Raw genomic sequence first — 19,435 nt, forward strand, 5'->3', positions numbered from 1 at the left:
GGCTCGGTGCGGAAGTAGTCATGCCCCCTTAGCTCAGTCGGCAGAGCGTTTCCATGGTAAGGAAAAGGTCAACGGTTCGATTCCGTTAGGGGGCTCGCCGGATTGCCGGTGGTGACCGACTCGGCATCGCTCCCGTAGTGCGGGCTCGGCACCATGGCAATGCGACGCCGTGGCGGTGTAGCTCAGTCGGTAGAGCAAACGACTCATAATCGTTGTGTCGCCGGTTCAAGTCCGGCCATCGCTACCACAACCGATACAAGCCCATCAGGTACCGGAAAGAAGGCATATCGTGGCCGCGAAGTCCACCGATGTCCGGCCAAAGATCACCTTGGCCTGCGAGCAGTGCAAGCACCGCAACTACATCACCAAGAAGAACCGGCGCAACGACCCGGATCGTCTGGAGCTGAAGAAGTTCTGCCCGAACTGCGGCACACACCGGGCGCATCGCGAATCCCGCTAGTCCTCCACGCGTGAACTACCGCGTGGACTAACGCCGGGAGTCGCCTCCCGGTATCTCGGGCCGTGGCACCGCGAGGGCCGGACAACTGTCCGGCCCTGACGCATTTTCACGGTGTGGGTGCGGTAGGTGAGCGCTCCGCAGACTCCGGGTGACGGGGTCAGATAGGTACAGTCCTCCCGTGACAATCAACACCGGTACAGACGAAGCGGTCCAGACGGGCGAGGCGCTCGACCCCGCGGCGAACGCCGCGGCGATGGTCGGTCACCACTACCGCGTCGACGACTACTACGAGGTCGGCCGCGAGAAGGTGCGTGAATACGCCCGCGCCGTGCAGGACTACCACCCGGTGCACTGGGACGAGGACGCGGCGCAGGAGTACGGGTACGACAACCTGCTCGCGCCGGTCACCTTCATCTCCCTGGTCGGGATTCTCGCGCAGCGCAAATTGTTCGAAGAGGTCGTCACCGGCTACGACCTCAGCCAGATCATGCAGACCGACCAGATCCTGGAATTCCATCGCCCGATCCGGGTCGGCGACCAGCTCACCTGCGATGTCCACCTGCATTCGTTCCGGCAGGCCTTCGGCGGCGACATCATCGTGACCAAGAACATCGTCACCGCGCAGAACGACGAACTGGTGCTCACCACCTACACCACGCTCGTCGGCCGCAGCGGCGGCGACATCGACCCGAACCTCAACGCCGCCGTCCGCAACGTGCTCATGCACGGCATCGGCGAGGACGCGCCGGGGCACCACCCGCGCACGTCGCTCGCGGTGACCGAGGCGCCTGCGCCGGTCGTACCGCCCGCGGAAGGGGTGCGCACGAAGCACGCCATCCGGTTCGAGGACGTCTCGGTCGGCGACGAGCTGCCCGCGCGCATCGTCCGGCTCACCCGCGGCGACCTGGTGAACTACGCGGGCGTCTCCGGCGATGCCAACCCGATCCACTGGAGCGACGAGGTCGTCAAGCTGGTCGGCCTGGAGAACGTCGTCGCGCACGGCATGCTGACCATGGGTCTCGGCGGCGGATTCGTCACCTCGTGGCTCGGCGACCCCGGCGCGATCAAGGAGTACAACGTCCGCTTCACCAGCCCGGTCTACGTGGGCTCCGAGGAGGCGGCCGAAATCGAGTACACCGGTAAGGTGAAGTCGGTCGATCCGGAGAACCGGACCGCGGTCGTGGCCATCGTGGCGAAGGCGGCGGGGAAGAAGATCTTCGGCCGCGCCACCGCGACGGTGCAGCTCGCCTGACCAGGGACAGCGACCCGGATTGGCTAATGGCGCGCACGGTAACGTACACTCAGGTTTCTGGGGTCGCCAGCCGCTGCGCGCTGCTCTGAGGGGCTGGTTCCAGGCGGTCCGTGTGGATCGCCCACGGGGCCGGCAACTGCCGGAGCGGCGCGCGTGTTGTGTGACACCAGGACACAACTGAATATCGGAACAGTGGTTGGACAGCCCACATCGTCCAACCGAAGGGGCGTAGCTCAACTGGCAGAGCAGCGGTCTCCAAAACCGCAGGTTGCAGGTTCAAGTCCTGTCGCCCCTGCCCTGGATGCCAGCGACGAGAGAGGATCGACGTGAGCGAGCGTAGCGAGCGAGCCATTGGCACAGCGCGCATCGCGCACGACGGCACCAAACGGAGCGAGGAGAAGGCGTGAGCGACGAGCGGGACACTCGCCGCGGCGCACATGCCGCCGACGAAGGCGATGGCACCGCCGCAGCGACACGACCGAGCGGAAAGCGATCCGCCCGGCGGACCCGCGCTGGATCCTCACAGGTCGACACCGGCGCTATCGCCACGCTCGACCGTCCGTCGCGGAAGGCAACCAAGGCGACCGATCGGGCCGAACGCAAGAAGTCGGGTAATCCGTTCAAGCGTTTGATCAAGTTCCTGCGTGAGGTCATCGCGGAACTGCGCAAGGTGATCTGGCCCAACCGGAAGCAGATGGTCACCTATACGAGCGTTGTTCTGGTGTTCGTGATTTTCATGGTCGCGTTCATCAGCGGGTTGGATCTGGCGTTCATCAAGGGTGTCAACTGGCTGTTCGGCTAGCTGAACTACGCCGACGCCGGTAGCCGATCCCGGGGCGGACACGGGTGGCAGTGATGCCGCCGCGCGCCCGGCCCGGCACGCAGAGGATGTACGTGACGACACAGGAAGCGAGTGCCCCAGTGAGCACCCCGGAGAACGACACACACGACAAGTTCCCGGCCGACGACGCGGTGGCCGAGCCCACCGACTCCGTCGAGGAGTTCGCGACCGACGAGCCCGCGGTCGAGGAATCGGAGCCCGCTGAGTCCGCCCCTGCCGCCCCGATCGATGCCGAGCCCGCCGATCCGGTCGCCGAGATGAAGGCAGCGCTGCGGCGCGCCCCCGGCGAGTGGTACGTCATCCACTCCTACGCCGGCTACGAGAACAAGGTGAAGGCCAACCTCGAGACCCGCGTGCAGAACCTGGACCTGGAGGACTACATCTTCCAGGTCGAGGTGCCCACCGAAGAGGTCACCGAGATCAAGAACGGGCAGCGCAAGCACGTCAACCGCAAGGTGCTGCCCGGTTACATCCTGGTCCGCATGGAACTCAACGACGAGTCGTGGGGCGCGGTGCGCAACACGCCCGGCGTCACCGGTTTCGTCGGCGCCACCTCGCGCCCGTCGCCGCTGTCCATCGACGACGTGGTGAAGTTCCTCGTCCCGGCCGCGCAGCAGCAGAAGAAGCCCGCCGCGGCGGCCGCGGCGGCGACCACCGAGACCGCGGGCGGCGAGGTCGCGCCGAAGCCGGTCATCGAGGTCGACTTCGAGGTCGGCGAGTCGGTGACCGTGATGGACGGTCCGTTCGCCACGCTGCCCGCCAGCATCTCCGAGGTCAACGCCGAACAGCAGAAGCTCAAGGTGCTCGTGTCGATCTTCGGCCGCGAGACTCCGGTCGAGCTGGCGTTCACTCAGGTCGCGAAGATCTAGATCCGTTCCGTCGACGACGGGATGAGTCGACCCGTGCCGCGGGTCGAGTCACCAGACTTGCAAAGAGCAAGGGACACCAAACACCTAGGAAAGAAAGATGCCCCCCAAGAAGAAGAAGCTCGCCGGGATCATCAAGCTTCAGATCCAGGCCGGCCAGGCGAACCCGGCCCCTCCGGTCGGCCCCGCGCTCGGTCAGCACGGCGTCAACATCATGGAGTTCTGCAAGGCGTACAACGCCGCGACCGAGTCGCAGCGTGGCAACGTCATCCCGGTCGAGATCTCGGTGTACGAGGACCGGTCGTTCGACTTCAAGCTGAAGACCCCGCCCGCCGCCAAGCTGCTGCTCAAGGCCGCAGGCGTGCAGAAGGGCTCGGCCGAGCCGCATCGCAACAAGGTCGCCAAGGTGACCATGGACCAGGTGCGCGAGATCGCCAAGACCAAGCAGGAAGATCTGAACGCCAACGACCTCGATCAGGCAGCCAAGATCATCGCGGGTACCGCGCGTTCGATGGGCATCACCATCGAAGGCTGAGCGGAATCGCTCCCTGTGGGAGGGCCGGCCAGGCCCGATAACCACGTCTGAACTACCAATGCGGCGCGAGCGACGGGCTCGGAGGCGGAAGCCTGCGTGACCACGCAGAGCCCCGGGAGTGCCGCCCATCGAACAGGACAGAGAATCATGGCAAAACGAAGCAAGGCGTACCTCGCCGCGGCCGAGAAGGTCGATCGCACCAAGCTCTACTCCCCGCTGGCCGCCGCGCGCCTGGCGAAGGAGACCGCCACCACCAAGACCGACGCGACCGTCGAGGTCGCCGTGCGTCTGGGTGTGGATCCCCGCAAGGCCGACCAGATGGTCCGCGGCACGGTCAACCTGCCGCACGGCACCGGTAAGACCGCGCGCGTCATCGTGTTCGCCGCGGGCGAGAAGGCTGCCGAGGCCGAGGCCGCCGGTGCGGACGCCGTCGGCGCCGAGGACCTGATCGAGCGGATCCAGGGCGGCTGGCTGGACTTCGACGCCGCGATCGCCACCCCGGACCAGATGGCCAAGGTCGGCCGGATCGCGCGTGTTCTCGGCCCGCGCGGCCTGATGCCGAACCCGAAGACGGGCACGGTCACCACCGACGTGACCAAGGCCGTCAACGACATCAAGGGCGGTAAGATCAACTTCCGCGTCGACAAGCAGGCCAACCTGCACTTCGTCATCGGCAAGGCGTCTTTCGACGACAGCAAGCTGGTGGAGAACTACGGCGCCGCGCTGGACGAGATCCTGCGGGCCAAGCCGTCGACCGCCAAGGGCCGCTACGTCAAGAAGGTGACGGTCTCGACGAACACCGGACCGGGCATCCCGGTGGACCCGAACCGCACCCGCAACCTCCTCGACGAGGACGCGTAAGCAGCGGCTGAGCCGACCGTGACGGCGGGAACGCGTAATGCGTTCCCGCCGTCACGCGTTCGCGGACTAATCCGCGCGGCGACGTGGTTGCGGTTCGATGTGACCGTCGTTCTGTTGATCTCCGGCAGCACTCGCGCCGCCTCCACCAACTCGGCCGCCCTGCGGACCGTCTCGGCCATCGCCCCCGCGGGTGTCGAGACCGTCCGGTACGAGGGTCTCGTCGACTTGCCCGCCTTCGACCCGGACGACGACGGCACCGCTCATCCTTCGGTTCTCGCACTCCGCGAACAACTTTCGCGCGCCACCGCCGTGCTGTTCTGCACACCCGAATACGCGGGCACCTTGCCGGGCAGCCTGAAGAACCTGTTGGACTGGACGGTCGGCGCGGGCGATCTCTACGGCAAACCGGTCGCCTGGATCACCGTCGCGGTCCCCGGGCGCGGTGACGGCGCGACCGCGACACTGCGCAGCGTGCTCGGCTATGTCGGAGCCGACATCGTTTCCGATGCCTGCAGGCGGTTGCCGATGCTGCGTGAGGACGTCGGCCCGGACGGATTGGTCGCCGACGCCGGATTCCGGTCCGGCGCCGTGAGGGTGCTGCGCGAACTCGTCCGGCATGCCGAGACCGCGATATCGTGAGAAACGTCACCGCCGAAGCCTCTTTCCGCTCGGTGGGTCGAGCGGCCGTAGCGTAAATATCAATCGCCACACAACGATTCGACGGCCGGACGGTTGCGGTCCGGCAATGTGCCGTGCCCCGTTTTGGCAGAGGGGAATCCCTCCGGGTACATTGGAGGTCGGTTATCGACGAGTTCGATCGCTACCCAATCCGTTCTACCGAAGACCGTTGGTCGCCGATCCCGTATGGGTTCGGTCGAAGGTCCGGCGACATTGCCGGCGGCCCACGCAGGGAGAGCCGAGGCTGGGAATTGATCCGGGCATGCTCCGGATCGATTTTCTGTTGCGCCCCGGAACGCTCTGCGTTCGGGGCGTTTGTTTTGTCGCCGGCCCCTGATCGGTAGTTCGCGTATACGAACCGACCAATCAGAGAGGAGGCGAAGTATGGCAAAACCCGAGAAGGTCACCGCGGTCGAGGAGATCGCGGAGCAGTTCAAGAGCTCGACGGCCACCGTCGTCACGGAATACCGTGGCCTGTCGGTCGGCAAGCTCACCGAGCTGCGGCGCGCGCTCGGCGCCGACGCCACGTACTCCGTCGCCAAGAACACCCTGGTCAAGCGTGCCGCCGCCGAGGCGGGCGTGGAAGGCCTCGACGACCTGTTCGTCGGGCCGACCGCGATCACCTTCATCACGGGTGAGCCGGTCAACGCGGCCAAGGCCCTGAAGACCTTCGCGAAGGACAACAAGGCGCTCATCATCAAGGGCGGCTACATGGACGGCGCTCCGCTGTCCGTGTCCGAGGTCGAGCGGATCGCCGACCTGGAGACCCGCGAGGTGCTGCTGGCCAAGCTGGCGGGCGCGCTCAAGGGCAACCTCACCAAGGCCGCCGGTCTGTTCAACGCTCCCGCCTCGCAGGTGGCCCGCCTGGCCGCCGCGCTGCAGGAGAAGAAGCAGGCCGACGAAGGCGCAACTGCCGCCGAGTAATTCCGTGCGGCACGACTCGCCCGCATAGACAGCAACTACCGAAAGGAAAACAACAATGGCCAACGTTGACGAACTGCTCGAGACCTTCGGCAACATGACCCTGCTCGAGCTGTCGGACTTCGTGAAGAAGTTCGAGGAGAAGTTCGAGGTCACCGCGGCCGCTCCGGTCGCCGTGGCCGCCGTCGGCGGTGCCGCCGCTCCGGCCGAGGCCGCCGAGGAGCAGGACGAGTTCGACGTCGTCCTCGAGGGTGCCGGCGACAAGAAGATCCAGGTCATCAAGGTGGTCCGCGAGATCGTCTCCGGCCTGGGCCTTAAGGAGGCCAAGGACCTCGTCGAGAGCGCTCCGAAGCCGATCCTGGAGAAGGTCGCCAAGGAGGCCGCCGAGGCCGCCAAGGCGAAGCTGGAAGAGGCCGGCGCCAAGGTCTCGGTCAAGTAATTCACGACCGAACACGCCGAACGGGCGGTCCCCTTTGTGGGGCCGCCCGTTTGCGTTTTCCGGCTATCTCGCCGCTATTGCTGATACCAAAAGGATTGCGGAGTTACTCCGCAGTCAGGTAGGGGTGTGCCCCGTCTCGCTCATGAGTTACAGTGACCGAACCCACACGTGACGCACCGTGATGACCGAGCGCGCGGTTCGCCGGTGGGCAGCTCGCTGAGAATTGTGGAGGTTGGCGTGGGCGTCGAGGTCAGGACCGAGAGTGTAACCAAGTCTTTCGGTTCCCAGCGAATTTGGCAGGATGTGTCTCTGACGTTGCCCTCGGGCGAGGTCAGTGCGCTGCTGGGCCCGTCGGGTACCGGTAAGTCGGTCTTCCTGAAGTCGCTGATCGGACTTCTGCGCCCCGAACGCGGCTCCATCTTCATCGACGGCACCGACATCACCACCTGCTCCAACAAGGAGCTCTACGAGATCCGCAAGCTCTTCGGCGTGCTGTTCCAGGACGGCGCGCTGTTCGGTTCGATGAACCTGTTCGACAACGTGGCCTTCCCGTTGCGCGAGCACACCAAGAAGAGCGAATCCGAGATCAAGAAGATCGTCATGGAGAAACTGGAGCTCACCGGTCTGCTCGGGGCCGAGGGCAAGCTGCCCGGCGAGATCTCCGGTGGTATGCGCAAGCGCGCCGGGCTGGCCCGCGCCCTGGTGCTGGATCCGCAGATCATCCTCGTCGACGAGCCCGACTCCGGCCTGGACCCGGTGCGCACCTCGTACCTGTCGCAGCTGCTGATCGACATCAACGCGCAGATCGACGCCACGATCCTGATCGTCACGCACAACATCAACCTCGCGCGCACGGTCCCGGACAACATCGGCATGCTGTTCCGCCGCCAGCTGGTCATGTTCGGCCCGCGCGAGGTGCTGCTCACCTCCGAGGAGCCGGTGGTGAAGCAGTTCCTCAACGGCCGCATGATCGGCCCGATCGGCATGTCCGAGGAGAAGGACGAGGCGCAGATGGCGCGCGAGCAGGCGCTCGTGGACGCCGGGCATCACCACGGCGGCGCGGAGGAGGTCGAAGGGATCATCCCGCAGATGCGCGCGACCCCGGGTATGCCGGTGCGCCAAGCGGTCTTGCGGCGTAAGGAGCGCGTCCGCGAAATCATGCACACGCTGCCGCACGCGGCGCAGGTCGCGATCCGCGAATCACTTGCCGAAAACGACGACACGCAGGTGATGGCGTACAACAGCGGCGACCTGGCTAATTATCAAGGCGGCGCGTACGACACCACCGTGCGGCACAACGCAACTAACGGGTAACATCTGCGATCGTGAATTCGACCCTGGCGCGATTGCGAACTCCCCTGGAGTCGGGGTTTGCCCAGGCCGGCAATATATTTGCGCTGCTCATCGACGTTATGCGGAAGACATTCCGTCGCCCGTTCGAGTGGCGGGAGTTCATCGAGCAGTCGTGGTTCATCGCGAGTGTCTCGATCCTGCCCAGCGCGTTGGTCGCGATTCCGTTCGGCGCGGTCGTCGCATTGCAGACCGGCTCGTTGATCAAGCAGCTGGGCGCGGAGTCCTTCACGGGCGCGACCAGTGTGCTGGCAACCGTCCAGCAGGCCGCCCCCGTCGTGACCGCGCTGATCATCGCGGGCGCGGCCGGTTCGGCGGTGGCCGCCGATCTAGGCTCGCGCACCATCCGCGAGGAGATCGACGCGATGGAAGTGCTCGGCATCGACCCGGTGCGAAAGCTGGTGGTGCCGCGCGTACTCGGCATGATGCTGGTCGCACTGCTGCTCAACGGTCTGGTATCGGTGGTCGGCATCGCCGGGGGGTACTTCTTCAACGTGTTGCTGCAAGGCGGCACCCCCGGCGCCTACCTGGCGTCGTTCTCCGCCCTCGCCCAGCTGCCGGACCTGTGGATCGGTGAGATCAAGGCGGCGGTGTTCGGCCTGCTCGCCGGCGTCATCGCCGCGTACAAGGGGCTGCATCCCAAGGGGGGCCCGAAAGGAGTCGGTGACGCGGTGAACCAATCCGTGGTGATCACGTTCATGGTGCTGTTCTTCGTGAACCTCATCCTGACCCTGGTGTACCTACAGGTCGTCCCGGCCAAGGGTGCCTGACGGATGGCCACGTCGTACCGGACCCCGGTCGCCAAGTCCATGCGCCGGGTGGGTGAAATCGCTCGTATGCCGCTCAACGTCATCGATCGCGCGGGCGAGCAGATGTCGTTCTACACGCGGGCCATCGCGTGGATCCCGCGGACCGCGGTGCACTACCGCAAGGAAGTCATGCGGTTGCTCGCCGAGGTCACCTTCGGCACCGGCGCGCTCGCGGTGATCGGCGGCACCATCGGCGTCATCGTGTTCATGTCCGGCTCCGTCGGCGTCGTCGTCGGTCTGCAGGGCTTCAAGGCCCTCGACGCGCTCGGCAGCTCGGTGCTCACCGGCTTCCTCACCGCCTACATCAACACTCGCGAGATCGCTCCGCTGGTCGCCGCGCTCGCCCTGTCCGCCACGGTCGGTTGCGGTTTCACCGCGCAGCTGGGCGCTATGCGGATCTCCGAGGAGATCGACGCGCTCGAGGTGATGGCGGTGCCCGGCGTGCCGTTCCTGGTGACCAGCCGGGTGATCGCCGGATTCCTCGCGGTGATCCCGCTCTACATCGTCGGGCTGCTCGGCACGTTCCTTGCGTCGCGGTCGATCAGCATCTGGTTCAACGGCCAATCCAGCGGGTCCTACGACCACTACTTCAGTTTGTTCCTGCCACCGGAGGACGTGCTCTATTCGTTCCTCAAGGTGCTGGTCTTCGCGTTCGTGATCATCATGGTGCACTGCTATTACGGGTTCCACGCCACCGGCGGCCCCGCGGGCGTCGGCGTCGCGGTCGGCCGCGCGGTCCGCGCCGCGATCGTCCTGGTGAACGTGCTCGACTTCTTCCTCAGCCTCGCGATCTGGGGCACCACCACCACGGTGCGGGTGGCCGGATGAGCCGCACGCAGGCCTGGCGCTCGACCGCGAAGCTGCGAACCCGAGCGCTCGGCATCGCTTTCTTCGTCGTGGTCGCGCTGTTCCTCTGGACCACCGTCGCGATCTACAACAAGCAGTTCGTGAAGACAGTGCACGTCGATCTGATCACCGACAGTGTTGGCAACGCGCTGACCCGCAACGCGGACGTGAAGGTCCGCGGCATCACCGTCGGCGAGGTGCGCTCGAGCAGTTCCGAGGGCGGGGAGGTGACCTTGGACCTGGCCATCGATCCGGACAAGGCGCAGCAGATCCCGGCCAACGCGACCGCGCGCCTGCTGCCCAAGACGTTGTTCGGTGAGCGCTACGTGGATCTGGTGATCCCGGAGAACCCGAGCCCGCAGCATCTCACCGACGGCCTGACGCTGCACCAGGACGTCAGCGGCAACGCCATCGAGTTGAGCAAACTGCTCGACGACCTGTTGCCGTTGCTGCAGGCCATCCCGCCGCAGGATCTCGCGGCCACGCTGGGCGCGCTGTCGCAGGCGCTCGCCGGTCAGGGCTTCGCGCTCGGTGAGACCGTGGACAAGCTGGACGACGCCTTCCGCCAGGTCAACGTCGTGCTTCCGGACCTGCAGGCCGATCTGCGCAGTTTCGCCGAGGTGGCGGCCACCTACTCCGACGCGGCGCCGCAGCTGATCCAGGCTCTGGACAACCTGCGCACGACCAACGCCACGATCGTGCAGCGGCGCACCGACATCGACGTCCTCTACGCGACGTTGACGCCGACCTCGGCCACCACCACCGATTTCCTGATCGCCAATCGCGACAACATCGTCGACGTGGCCGCCGACTCCCGGCCCGCGCTGGAGCAGCTGGCCTACTACTCGCCGAACTACGCCTGCGCGCTGGCGAACTTCGCGCAGCTGAAGCCACGCATCGACCGGATCTTCGGCAAAGGCACCGACCTGCCCGGCTCACGGGTGACCATCGAACTGACCAACACCCGCGGCAAATATCTGCCCAACCAAGACGAACCGCGCTGGCTGGACACCCGGGGGCCGTGGTGCATCCCCGAGATGCCGCTGGGCGTCGACCCCGGCCAGTACACCGGCGGCCCGAACAACGACGGCTCCTACGCCGTGCCCAGCCGCAACCCCGGTGACCAGCAGACCGGCCACTTGGAGCCGCCGCAGTTCGGCGTCCATCCGGCGAGCAAGATGCCGACGATCGCCGGTTCCCCCATGGAACAGCAGTCGCTCGGCGCGATCTACGGCGCGGCCAACGGCGTCGCCCCGGATCAGGTGCCCGGCTGGGTGACCAGGGCCGGCGCGCCCGCGTTCCGCGGAAGCGAGGTGAGCGTGCGATGAAGCAGCATCTGCGCGGCTTGGGCGGTCCGCTGACCAAGCTGATCATCTTCGTCGTGGTGACCCTGTTCGTCACCACCGTTCTCGCGCTGTCCATCGCGAACTACGGCGGCGGCGGTACCGGGTTCAAGGCCAGATTCACCGACGTCACCGCGCTCAACCCCGGCGACGAGGTCCGCATCGCGGGCGTCCGGGTCGGCAAGGTCACCGACGTCTCGATCGTGGACAAGCGGCTGGCCGAGGTGAAATTCGACCTCACCGACCGCGACTGGCTGCCCGCCTCGACCACCGCGACGATCAAGTACCGCAACCTGGTCGGCCAGCGCTACATCGCGCTGGAGCAGGGGACCGGGGAGCAGGGCCGCAAGCTGAACAAGGGCGGCACCATCCCGCTGGAGCGCACCAGGCCCGCGCTGAACCTGACCACGCTGTTCAACGGCTTCCGGCCGCTGTTCCGGACGTTGACCGCCGAGGATGTGAACAAGCTGTCCTTCGAGATCATCCAGGTCTTCCAGGGCGAGCAGGGCACCATCCGCGATCTGGTCGCGACCACCGCGAACTTGACCAACAAGATCGCGGACAAGGACGCGGTGATCGGTGAGCTGACCCGCAACCTGACCGCCGTGCTGGACACCGTCAACCAGCGCGACGACCAATTCGATCAGTTGATCGTGAACACCGAGGCGCTGATCAGCGGCCTCAACGCCGAACGCGACACGATCGGGCGCTCGGTGACCTCGCTGGCGAACCTGACGTCGGCGACCTCGGACCTGCTCGTCCCGGTGCGTCCGACGCTGCAAGGGTCGATCGCGGGTCTGAGCCAGCTGACCGGCACGCTCGACGAGCGTGAGGACGAGGTGAACGAGGCGCTGTACAACCTTCCGCTGAAGATGGAGAAGCTGGGGCGCGCCGCGAGTTACGGCTCTTGGTTCCAGTTCTACCTGTGCGGCATCGATATCGTGGTCGGCCCGGGCGCCGTCGAGGCGCCGCAGCTCAACCTGCCCGCCGGCCTGCCGACGATCAACCAGCCGTTGTACACCAACGCCGCGCCGCGCTGCCATGGGAAGGCTCGCTGATGGACGACCGCATTCTGCTCGGCAAGCGCAGCCCGGCGTTCCTGGGCGCGCTCGGCATCGCCGTCGTGCTGTTGGTGACGATGTCTGCTTTCTTCCTGGATCGGCTGCCGATCATCGGGGCCGGGACCAAGTACACCGCGGAATTCAGCGAGGCGGCGGGTCTGAAGAAGGGCAACGAAGTCCGGGTGGCGGGCGTCAAGGTCGGCTCGGTCTCCGACGTCCGGCTCGACGGTGACCGGGTGCTCGTGGACTTCCGCACCAAGGACACCTGGATCGGCAACGAGACCACCGCGTCGATCCAGATCAAGACGCTGCTCGGACAGAAGTACCTCGCGCTCGACCCGAGGGGTTCGAAACCGGCCACGCCGAGTTCGCGGATCCCGCTCTCGCGCACGGTGTCCCCGTACGACGTGGTGGACGCGTTCACCGATGCCGCGCGCACCATCGATCAGATCGACACCACGCAGCTGGCCAAGAGCATGCAGGTGCTATCGGAGGCGTTCGAGACGACGCCGCCGGAGATCCGCGGGTCCATCGACGGTGTGGCCCGGCTGTCGGAGACGCTGGCCAAGCGCGATCAGGAGCTGAAGAAGCTGTTCGCCGCGACCAGGCAGACCACCCAGATCCTGGCCGACCGCAACGCGCAGTTCGAGCGGCTGCTCGGCAACGGCGGTCAGCTGCTGGCCGAGCTGAACATCCGGCAGCAGTCCATCAAGCAGCTGCTGTCGGGCGCGAGGACGGTATCGGCGGAGCTGAGCGCGCTCGTGCACGACAACGAGCAGCAGATCGGGCCCGCGCTGACGAATCTGCGCGCCGCCATCGATCTGCTCAACGCCAACCAGCAGAACATCTCCAAGACGCTCGAACTCGCGGCGCCGTTCTACAGCCTGTATGCCAGCGTGCTGGGCACCGGACGCTGGTTCGACGCGGTGATCGTCAACGTGCTGCCGCCCGCACTGCCCGAAATCCCCGGCTACCGTCAGCCGATCCGCACCTTGGGAGGTAACTGACGTGGCGGACAACTGGCGTAGCGATCCGGCCGGTGCGGTGCGCGGCTCCAGCCGCGGCGCCAAGGTGGGCATCGCGCTGGTCGTCGTCCTCGCCGTGCTGGTGGCGGTGGTGCTGTGGTGGTTGTTCAACCGGCTGTCCACCACCAAGATTACCGCGTACTTCGATCGCTCGGTCGGCATCTACGAGGGCTCGGACGTCCGGATTCTCGGCGTGCCGGTCGGCTCGGTGGATTCGGTGGAGCCGCAGGGCGATCAAGTGAAGATCGTGATGAGCGTGGACCGCAAGTACGACGTGCCCGCGGGCGCGCGGGCCGCCCAGATCACGCCCTCGATCGTGTCGGACCGCTACATCCAGCTCACGCCCGCCTACACCGGCGGCCCGAAGATGGCGCGCGACGCGACCATTCCGCGCGAGCGCACGGCGACGCCGGTCGAAGTCGACCAGCTGTACAAGAGCATCACCGAACTCTCGGACGCGCTGGGACCCAACGGGGCCAACGCCGAGGGCGCGGTGAACGAACTGGTGCGCACCGGCGCGGCGAACCTGGCCGGCAACGGCGAGGCGCTGGCCAACAGCCTCACCCAGCTGTCCAGAGCGGCCCGCTACCTGTCGGACGCGCGCGGCGACATCTTCGACACGGTGAAGAACCTGCAGGCGTTCATCACCATGCTGGCGCAGAACGACCAGCAGGTGCGGCAGTTCAACACCCAGCTGGCCGATCTGTCGACGTTCCTGGCCGACGAGCGCGAAGATCTCGGCGCCGCACTGCATCTGCTGTCGATCGCGCTGGGCGACGTCGCCCGCTTCATCGACGACAACCGAGACCTGATCGCGAGCAATGCCGAAGGGCTCGTCCAGCTCACCAAGACGTTGTCCGATCAGCGCAACGACGTGGCCGCCCTGCTGCCGGTCCTGCCGGTGGCGTTGAGCAACCTGATCAACGTGCACAATGCCGAATCGGGCACCCTCGACATGCGCGCCAACTTCCCCGAACTGCAGGACCCGTTCGGCGTGGTGTGCAAGATGCTCGACTTGTCCAAGCTGAAGCCCGGCGATCCCAAGTTCGAGGCGCTCGGCAGGCAGATGCGGCCGATCCTCGACCACTGCAAGGAGATCACCGACCAGATCACCGCAGGGGTGCAGACCCCGACGCTGAACCTGCCGTTCGGCATCCTCAGCGGCGAGAACCAGCAGCGTGATCCGGTGCCGGGCACGGTGCCCGGCACGCCGTCGGACCGGCTTCCGCCGTCGCAGGGAGGGGAGCGATGAGCATCCGATTCCGTTCCGTCGCGCGCGGTCTGGGCGCGGCCGTGGCACTGGGACTGTCCGCCGCGCTGGTCACCTCGTGCGCCGCCGACGGCATCTACAGCGTGCCGCTCCCCGGCGGCGCGGACGTGGGCGACCATCCGATGCACATCGACATCCAATTCGACGACGTCCTGGACCTGGTGCCGCAGTCGGCGGTCAAGGTCGAGGGTGTGCCGGTCGGCCGGGTCGAGAAGATCAGCATCGGCAAGGACCAGTGGACCGCTACGGTGCGCACCGTGGTCAACTCGTCGGTGGACCTGCCCGCGAACGCGCGCGCCGAGGTCCGGCAATCGAATCTGCTCGGCGAGAAGTTCATCGAACTCTCCAAGCCCGCAGCCGATCCGGAGCCCCGCAGGTTGGCCGACGGGTCGGTCATCCCGGTCGACCGCACCCGGCACGCCACCGAGGTCGAGCAGGTGCTCGGTGCGCTGTCGCTGCTGCTCAACGGCGGCGGCGTGGCGCAGTTGCAGCCGATCGTCACCGAACTGAACAAGACTCTCGGCGGCCGCGAAGACCGGGTGCGCTCGCTGATCGAGCAGGCGAACACGCTGATCGGCGGCCTGAACCAGCAGGTGGACGACATCACCCGCGCGCTGGACGGCCTCGACGTGCTCAGCAGCCGGGTGAGCAAGCAGACCGATCAGATCGGCAAGATCCTCGACCAGCTGCCCCAGGGCATCAAAATCCTGGAAGAACAGCGCCCGCAACTGGTCGCCCTGCTCGCGCAGTTGGACCGGCTGGGCGAGGCGGGATTCGACGTGCTGAACACGTCGAAGGACGACCTGATCCGCGATCTCACCTCACTGCGGCCGACCTTGCAGGAGCTGGGCCGGTCGGCGCCGGATCTGGTCACGGCGGTCCCGCTGATCCCGACCTATCCGTTCCCCGACTCGGCGCTGGAGAGCACCTTCGGCGGCAGCGTCAACACCTGGCTGTCGGTGGACCAGCAGATCGGTGTCACGCTGAGCAATCTGGGGGTGGGCAAGCCGGATCCGGTGTACATCCCGCCGGTCGGCCCGCCGGTGCCGGTGAACCCGACCAACCCGTACTACAACGGCAACGGCCCGCGTCCGGGCTGGCCGACGGTGTCGATCCTGCCGCTGCCGCCGCTGATGGCGCAGCCGCCCGCGCCCGGCGTGCCCGGTCCGGTCGGGGCGATCCTCGAGCAACTCGGCGTAGGGAGTGGTCCGCGATGACCCGTCTGGTGCGGTGGCAGCTCATCGCGTTCGTGGTGATCGCGGTGCTCGGCGTCGTCTATGTCGGCGGCAAGTACATCCGGCTCGACCACATGTTCGGACTCAACGAGTACACGGTGAAGCTGCGCGCGGCGCAGACCGGCGGCATCTACAAGGGCGCCGAGGTGACCTACCGCGGCGTCCCGGTCGGCCGGGTCGGTGAGCTGGAACTCACCGGCGAAGGCGTGGTGATGAATCTCGTCATCGACACGAGCGCGCCGAAGATCCCGGCGTCGGCGAAGGCCGTGGTGGCCAATCGGTCGGCGATCGGCGAGCAGTACGTCGACCTGCAGCCCGATTCGGACGAAGGCCCGTATCTGCGGGACAACTCGGTGATCACCTCGGCGACGCTGCCGGTGCCGGTCGAGGAACTGGTGTCCAGCGTGGACACCTTCGCGGGCTCGGTGGACCTGGCCGCGCTCAACACGACGGTCCGCGAGCTGGGCAAGGCGTTCGACGGCAAGGGCGACGATCTGCAGGTGCTGATCGACTCGCTGAACAAGTTCACCGAGACCTTCCACGCGACGCTGCCGCAGACGATCCAGCTGATCCGCGACGGCCGCGTCGCCCTCGGCACCCAGGCCGAGCAGTCCACGGCCATCCGCGAGTTCAGTGACGGCCTGGACAAGCTCACCGCGCAGCTGCGCTCCAGCGACCCCGATGTGCGCAGGCTCATCGGCACCGGAACCGACGCGGGCGAGCAGCTCGGCGCGCTGATCGAGGAGAGCGGCGGCTCGCTCACCCAAGACCTGACCAACTTGCGGTTGCTGTTGCAGGCGATCTCGCCGAAGTTCTACGCGATCAAGCCGTTGCTGCAGATGCTCCCGCAGCTGTCGATCGGCGGGTCATCGACCGCGCCGGGCGACGGGACCAGCCACTTCGGTCTGGTGCTCGAGACCAATAATCCGCCCGCCTGTACGGTGGGCTACGAGGGCACGTACCGAATTCTGGAACAGATGAAGGCGCAGAACCCGAACTTCGACGACACACGCGACGAGTTCCCGTTCAACAAGGACGCCAAATGTCTTGTGCCGTTCGGTAATCCGACCGCCGTCCGGGGTGGCGAGCGCGCCGAGCTGGCCGACCCGGCCATCGTCCAGCCCTGGGACTCCAACCCCAAGACCGATCCGGAAAAGCTGAATCTGACTCCGGTGGCCGTGCAGTTGTCGACCCTGTTGGGGGTCACGCCGAAGCGGTGACCAGGAGCAATGACGTTAGGGTGTCTCGCGTGAGTGACTGGAGCGAGCGAACCACGGCCACCAGGCCCTGGGGCGCGACCGAGCCGACCGACGGCGAGACGCTGTCGTGACCGCCGACCTGACCAAGCGATCCGACCAGGCGTCGCCGGACACCGAGACGACCGCGCCGGGCGCGCCCGCCTCGTCCGCGCAGCCGGTCGCAGGCGATCGGAAGGCCACGGCCGAACAGGCGGGCGGCGCGTCCGCGCTGAGCCGCGTGGCCTTGGTCTGCTCCGCCGTGTCGCTGGTGATCGCGTTGATCGGCGCCGCATGGTTCGGCGCGGGCTGGGCGCGGTCCGCGCTGACCGACGGCCCGCGCGGTGACGCCAGGGACACCGCGCTCGACGCCGCCCGTCAAGCCGCGCTCAACATGACCTCGATGAATCTCGACGACGTGCCCGGCTCGCTGGCGCTGGCCCGCACCTCGATGACCGGCGCGCTGCTGGATTCGGCCACGAAGAACAAGGACCAGGCCGAGCAGATGGCCCAGCAGAGCGGAGTCGGGATGACCTCCAAGGTGCTCGGCGCGGCGCTCACCTCGCTCAACAGCGAGCAGGACAAGGCATCGGCGCTGGTCGTGCTGCAGGTCACCGAGAAGGGCAAGGACAAGCCGTCCGCCGATTACCGCTACACCTGGACCGTCGACCTGGCCAAGGACGGCGACGTCTGGAAGGCCGAGCAGATCTCCTCGCTGAGTCAGCCGGTGTTGCTCAGCGGCGGCCCCGCCGCGTCGGCGGCCGACCAGCCGCCGGCCGCGCCGAAGCCGGGATCGTAGGAGGAACCCATGACGTCTCGCCGACCGGTCAACCGGGTCACCTCCAAGCGCAGGCCCGCCACGGAGCAGGCACGCGCCGCCGCCCCGCGGAGCGAACGGCCCGTAGCAGCCCGCAAACCGCGCGTGGCGGGTGTTTCGCGACCCGCCGCGGAGCAGGACACCCCCCGCGCCGAGCAGCGCCCGGCGGACGCGGGCGGTTCGTCGTGGCGCAAGATCGTGTCGCGCGGCGACGAACGTCCGCGGCGACGACCGACCGGACGACCGCGCTGGGGCGTCACCGCGGCCTTGCTGCTCGCCGCCCTCCTGCTCGGTGGGTTCGCCTGGTTTGCCGCGCAGAAGCCGGGAGTGGACACGTCGAACAAGGCGTACGTGGACAACGAGGCCACGCAAGAAGTGCGGGCGGCCGCCGACAACGCGTTGCGGACCGTCTACGCCTACGACGTCAAGAACATCGACGGCTATCGGGACACCGCGAAGCAGGTGCTCACCGGAAAGATGCTCGCCGACCTGGATAAGTACGCCGACACCACCATTTCGGCGGTGAAGCAGGCTCAGACCAGTGCAGACGCGAAGGCCGACCCGATTGCTGTGACGTTGCTCACCGACGATCGCGCGGAGCTGATCGTCAACTTGGTGGTGAGCGCCACCAAGGACGGCGTGGCGCAGCAGAGCGTCGCGGGGCCGGTCGTCCTGCACATGCAGAAGGTGGACGGTCGCTGGCTGGCCAGCGACATCGTCGACCAGTAACGGCTACCGCGTCGGCCGGGATGACGCAGCGCGCCAGGCGATCTCGCCGGCTCCCCGGCCGGGCCTGCCACTTGACGAGTTTCGCCCGAACCGTCACGCTATTCACAACAGCGGCAGCTGTCACAGTGGCTCCCAGCGCACCGCGCCTGAAGGACGCAGCCAGCGACTTCGGCCCGGCGCGCCAGCCATGCGGACGATCACACGGGTGGTACTTTGACACCCCCGTGTACTTGGGTGTAGGTTTGGACGTTGCGCTGGCTGCCTCCTGTCCATACCTCGATTTGCACACGTAAGTTCACCCTTCCGGTGTTACTTCCGTTGTTGCCTGTTCGAGTTTCGTTCGGGTAGTAACCAGCGGAATTCGTAGCAGACAAGCGACGGTCGCGGACCACCACGCGACGCGCGTGAGGTGCTGGAAGGACGCATCTTGGCAGTCTCCACCCAGACCAAGGCAGTTGCCGGAATCCCCGGAGCCCCGTTGCGGGTGTCTTTCGCGAAGATCCGTGAACCCTTGGAGGTGCCCGGGCTTCTCGACCTACAAACGGAATCGTTCGCCTGGTTGATCGGTTCGCCGGATTGGCGTGAGCGCGCGGCCGCTCGCGGCGACGTCGGCCTAGTCGGTGGCCTCGAGGAGGTGCTCGAGGAGCTGTCTCCGATCGAGGACTTCTCCGGCTCCATGTCGCTGTCCTTCTCCGACCCGCGCTTCGAAGAGGTCAAGGCCTCGATCGATGAGTGCAAAGACAAGGACATGACGTATGCGGCTCCGCTGTTCGTGACGGCGGAGTTCATCAACAACAACACCGGTGAGATCAAGAGCCAGACGGTCTTCATGGGTGATTTCCCGATGATGACCGACAAGGGC

The 19,435-nt window shown here is 66.7% G+C and carries 20 protein-coding genes, 3 tRNA genes and 1 pseudogene; all 24 read left to right on the plus strand.

Going from position 1 to position 19,435, the window contains the following annotated elements; translation table 11 throughout:
• Positions 1–22: 22 nt before the first annotated feature.
• Positions 23–95 (plus strand) — tRNA-Thr (locus ACWEKR_RS13235).
• A 76-nt stretch (positions 96–171) separates the two neighbouring features.
• Positions 172–247, plus strand: a tRNA-Met gene (locus tag ACWEKR_RS13240).
• A gap of 42 nt (positions 248–289) precedes the next feature.
• Positions 290–460, plus strand: coding sequence for a 50S ribosomal protein L33 (gene rpmG / locus ACWEKR_RS13245; protein WP_011211653.1), 171 nt, complete (start codon positions 290–292; stop codon positions 458–460).
• A 184-nt stretch (positions 461–644) separates the two neighbouring features.
• A complete protein-coding gene (locus ACWEKR_RS13250; protein WP_452354697.1) occupies positions 645–1,712 on the plus strand; it encodes a fused (3R)-hydroxyacyl-ACP dehydratase subunits HadA/HadB in 1,068 nt (355 codons plus the stop codon).
• Positions 1,713–1,934: 222 nt separating this feature from the next.
• A tRNA-Trp gene (locus ACWEKR_RS13255) sits at positions 1,935–2,007 on the plus strand.
• 108 nt (positions 2,008–2,115) lie between these two features.
• The gene (secE, locus tag ACWEKR_RS13260) at positions 2,116–2,514 is read left to right on the plus strand and encodes a preprotein translocase subunit SecE (protein ID WP_195084071.1); all 399 of its coding nucleotides are present in this window, start codon (positions 2,116–2,118) and stop codon (positions 2,512–2,514) included.
• Positions 2,515–2,633: 119 nt separating this feature from the next.
• The gene (gene nusG / locus ACWEKR_RS13265) at positions 2,634–3,422 is read left to right on the plus strand and encodes a transcription termination/antitermination protein NusG (protein ID WP_195084477.1); all 789 of its coding nucleotides are present in this window, start codon (positions 2,634–2,636) and stop codon (positions 3,420–3,422) included.
• Positions 3,423–3,519: 97 nt separating this feature from the next.
• Complete coding sequence (gene rplK, locus ACWEKR_RS13270; protein ID WP_040783829.1) at positions 3,520–3,954, plus strand: 50S ribosomal protein L11; 435 nt, start codon at positions 3,520–3,522, stop codon at positions 3,952–3,954.
• Between the two features lie 147 nt (positions 3,955–4,101).
• Positions 4,102–4,815, plus strand: coding sequence for a 50S ribosomal protein L1 (gene rplA / locus ACWEKR_RS13275; RefSeq protein WP_063017222.1), 714 nt, complete (start codon positions 4,102–4,104; stop codon positions 4,813–4,815).
• Positions 4,816–4,914: 99 nt separating this feature from the next.
• Complete coding sequence (locus ACWEKR_RS13280; protein WP_452354673.1) at positions 4,915–5,454, plus strand: NADPH-dependent FMN reductase; 540 nt, start codon at positions 4,915–4,917, stop codon at positions 5,452–5,454.
• Positions 5,455–5,877: 423 nt separating this feature from the next.
• Positions 5,878–6,417, plus strand: a complete 540-nt coding sequence (gene rplJ / locus ACWEKR_RS13285; RefSeq protein WP_452354674.1) for a 50S ribosomal protein L10 — start codon at positions 5,878–5,880, stop codon at positions 6,415–6,417.
• 55 nt (positions 6,418–6,472) lie between these two features.
• Positions 6,473–6,853 (plus strand): 50S ribosomal protein L7/L12, encoded by a 381-nt coding sequence (gene rplL / locus ACWEKR_RS13290; protein ID WP_043733084.1) that lies wholly within the window; start codon positions 6,473–6,475, stop codon positions 6,851–6,853.
• Between the two features lie 237 nt (positions 6,854–7,090).
• The gene (locus ACWEKR_RS13295) at positions 7,091–8,167 is read left to right on the plus strand and encodes an ABC transporter ATP-binding protein (RefSeq protein WP_195084067.1); all 1,077 of its coding nucleotides are present in this window, start codon (positions 7,091–7,093) and stop codon (positions 8,165–8,167) included.
• A 98-nt stretch (positions 8,168–8,265) separates the two neighbouring features.
• Entirely contained in the window at positions 8,266–8,973 is a 708-nt protein-coding gene (locus tag ACWEKR_RS13300; protein ID WP_228829281.1) for an MlaE family ABC transporter permease, read from the plus strand.
• A 3-nt stretch (positions 8,974–8,976) separates the two neighbouring features.
• On the plus strand, positions 8,977–9,840 hold the full coding sequence (locus tag ACWEKR_RS13305) for an MlaE family ABC transporter permease (RefSeq protein WP_452354675.1): 864 nt from the start codon (positions 8,977–8,979) through the stop codon (positions 9,838–9,840).
• Positions 9,837–11,186, plus strand: a complete 1,350-nt coding sequence (locus ACWEKR_RS13310) for an MCE family protein (RefSeq protein ID WP_195084065.1) — start codon at positions 9,837–9,839, stop codon at positions 11,184–11,186. Before ACWEKR_RS13305 ends, ACWEKR_RS13310 begins: the two co-directional genes overlap by 4 nt.
• Positions 11,183–12,259, plus strand: coding sequence for an MCE family protein (locus tag ACWEKR_RS13315; protein WP_195084064.1), 1,077 nt, complete (start codon positions 11,183–11,185; stop codon positions 12,257–12,259). Before ACWEKR_RS13310 ends, ACWEKR_RS13315 begins: the two co-directional genes overlap by 4 nt.
• On the plus strand, positions 12,259–13,269 hold the full coding sequence (locus tag ACWEKR_RS13320) for an MCE family protein (protein ID WP_228829280.1): 1,011 nt from the start codon (positions 12,259–12,261) through the stop codon (positions 13,267–13,269). The genes ACWEKR_RS13315 and ACWEKR_RS13320 overlap by 1 nt, the downstream gene beginning before the upstream one ends.
• Before the next feature lie 37 nt (positions 13,270–13,306).
• The gene (locus tag ACWEKR_RS13325; protein WP_195084475.1) at positions 13,307–14,539 is read left to right on the plus strand and encodes an MCE family protein; all 1,233 of its coding nucleotides are present in this window, start codon (positions 13,307–13,309) and stop codon (positions 14,537–14,539) included.
• On the plus strand, positions 14,536–15,774 hold the full coding sequence (locus ACWEKR_RS13330; protein WP_195084063.1) for an MCE family protein: 1,239 nt from the start codon (positions 14,536–14,538) through the stop codon (positions 15,772–15,774). Before ACWEKR_RS13325 ends, ACWEKR_RS13330 begins: the two co-directional genes overlap by 4 nt.
• Entirely contained in the window at positions 15,771–17,012 is a 1,242-nt protein-coding gene (locus ACWEKR_RS13335; RefSeq protein WP_452354676.1) for an MCE family protein, read from the plus strand. The genes ACWEKR_RS13330 and ACWEKR_RS13335 overlap by 4 nt, the downstream gene beginning before the upstream one ends.
• Positions 17,013–17,118: 106 nt before the next feature.
• Positions 17,119–17,826, plus strand: a complete 708-nt coding sequence (locus ACWEKR_RS13340) for a hypothetical protein (protein WP_452354677.1) — start codon at positions 17,119–17,121, stop codon at positions 17,824–17,826.
• A 9-nt stretch (positions 17,827–17,835) separates the two neighbouring features.
• Positions 17,836–18,573, plus strand: a complete 738-nt coding sequence (locus ACWEKR_RS13345; protein ID WP_452354678.1) for a hypothetical protein — start codon at positions 17,836–17,838, stop codon at positions 18,571–18,573.
• A 409-nt stretch (positions 18,574–18,982) separates the two neighbouring features.
• Positions 18,983–19,435, plus strand: a pseudogene (locus tag ACWEKR_RS13350) (DNA-directed RNA polymerase subunit beta); the annotation flags it as partial.

This window comes from Nocardia sp. NPDC004573 (assembly GCF_053602135.1).

Excerpts from the sequence above, each read along its gene's own strand:
- rplK (WP_040783829.1), top strand. The coding sequence starts at position 3,520 with ATGCCCCCCAAGAAGAAGAAGCTCGCCGGGATCATCAAGCTTCAGATC.
- rplA (WP_063017222.1), top strand. The coding sequence starts at position 4,102 with ATGGCAAAACGAAGCAAGGCGTACCTCGCCGCGGCCGAGAAGGTCGAT.
- rplJ (WP_452354674.1), top strand. The coding sequence starts at position 5,878 with ATGGCAAAACCCGAGAAGGTCACCGCGGTCGAGGAGATCGCGGAGCAG.
- rplL (WP_043733084.1), top strand. The coding sequence starts at position 6,473 with ATGGCCAACGTTGACGAACTGCTCGAGACCTTCGGCAACATGACCCTG.
- ACWEKR_RS13300 (WP_228829281.1), top strand. The coding sequence starts at position 8,266 with ATGCGGAAGACATTCCGTCGCCCGTTCGAGTGGCGGGAGTTCATCGAG.
- ACWEKR_RS13305 (WP_452354675.1), top strand. The coding sequence starts at position 8,977 with ATGGCCACGTCGTACCGGACCCCGGTCGCCAAGTCCATGCGCCGGGTG.
- ACWEKR_RS13310 (WP_195084065.1), top strand. The coding sequence starts at position 9,837 with ATGAGCCGCACGCAGGCCTGGCGCTCGACCGCGAAGCTGCGAACCCGA.
- ACWEKR_RS13315 (WP_195084064.1), top strand. The coding sequence starts at position 11,183 with ATGAAGCAGCATCTGCGCGGCTTGGGCGGTCCGCTGACCAAGCTGATC.
- ACWEKR_RS13320 (WP_228829280.1), top strand. The coding sequence starts at position 12,259 with ATGGACGACCGCATTCTGCTCGGCAAGCGCAGCCCGGCGTTCCTGGGC.
- ACWEKR_RS13330 (WP_195084063.1), top strand. The coding sequence starts at position 14,536 with ATGAGCATCCGATTCCGTTCCGTCGCGCGCGGTCTGGGCGCGGCCGTG.
- ACWEKR_RS13335 (WP_452354676.1), top strand. The coding sequence starts at position 15,771 with ATGACCCGTCTGGTGCGGTGGCAGCTCATCGCGTTCGTGGTGATCGCG.
- ACWEKR_RS13345 (WP_452354678.1), top strand. The coding sequence starts at position 17,836 with ATGACGTCTCGCCGACCGGTCAACCGGGTCACCTCCAAGCGCAGGCCC.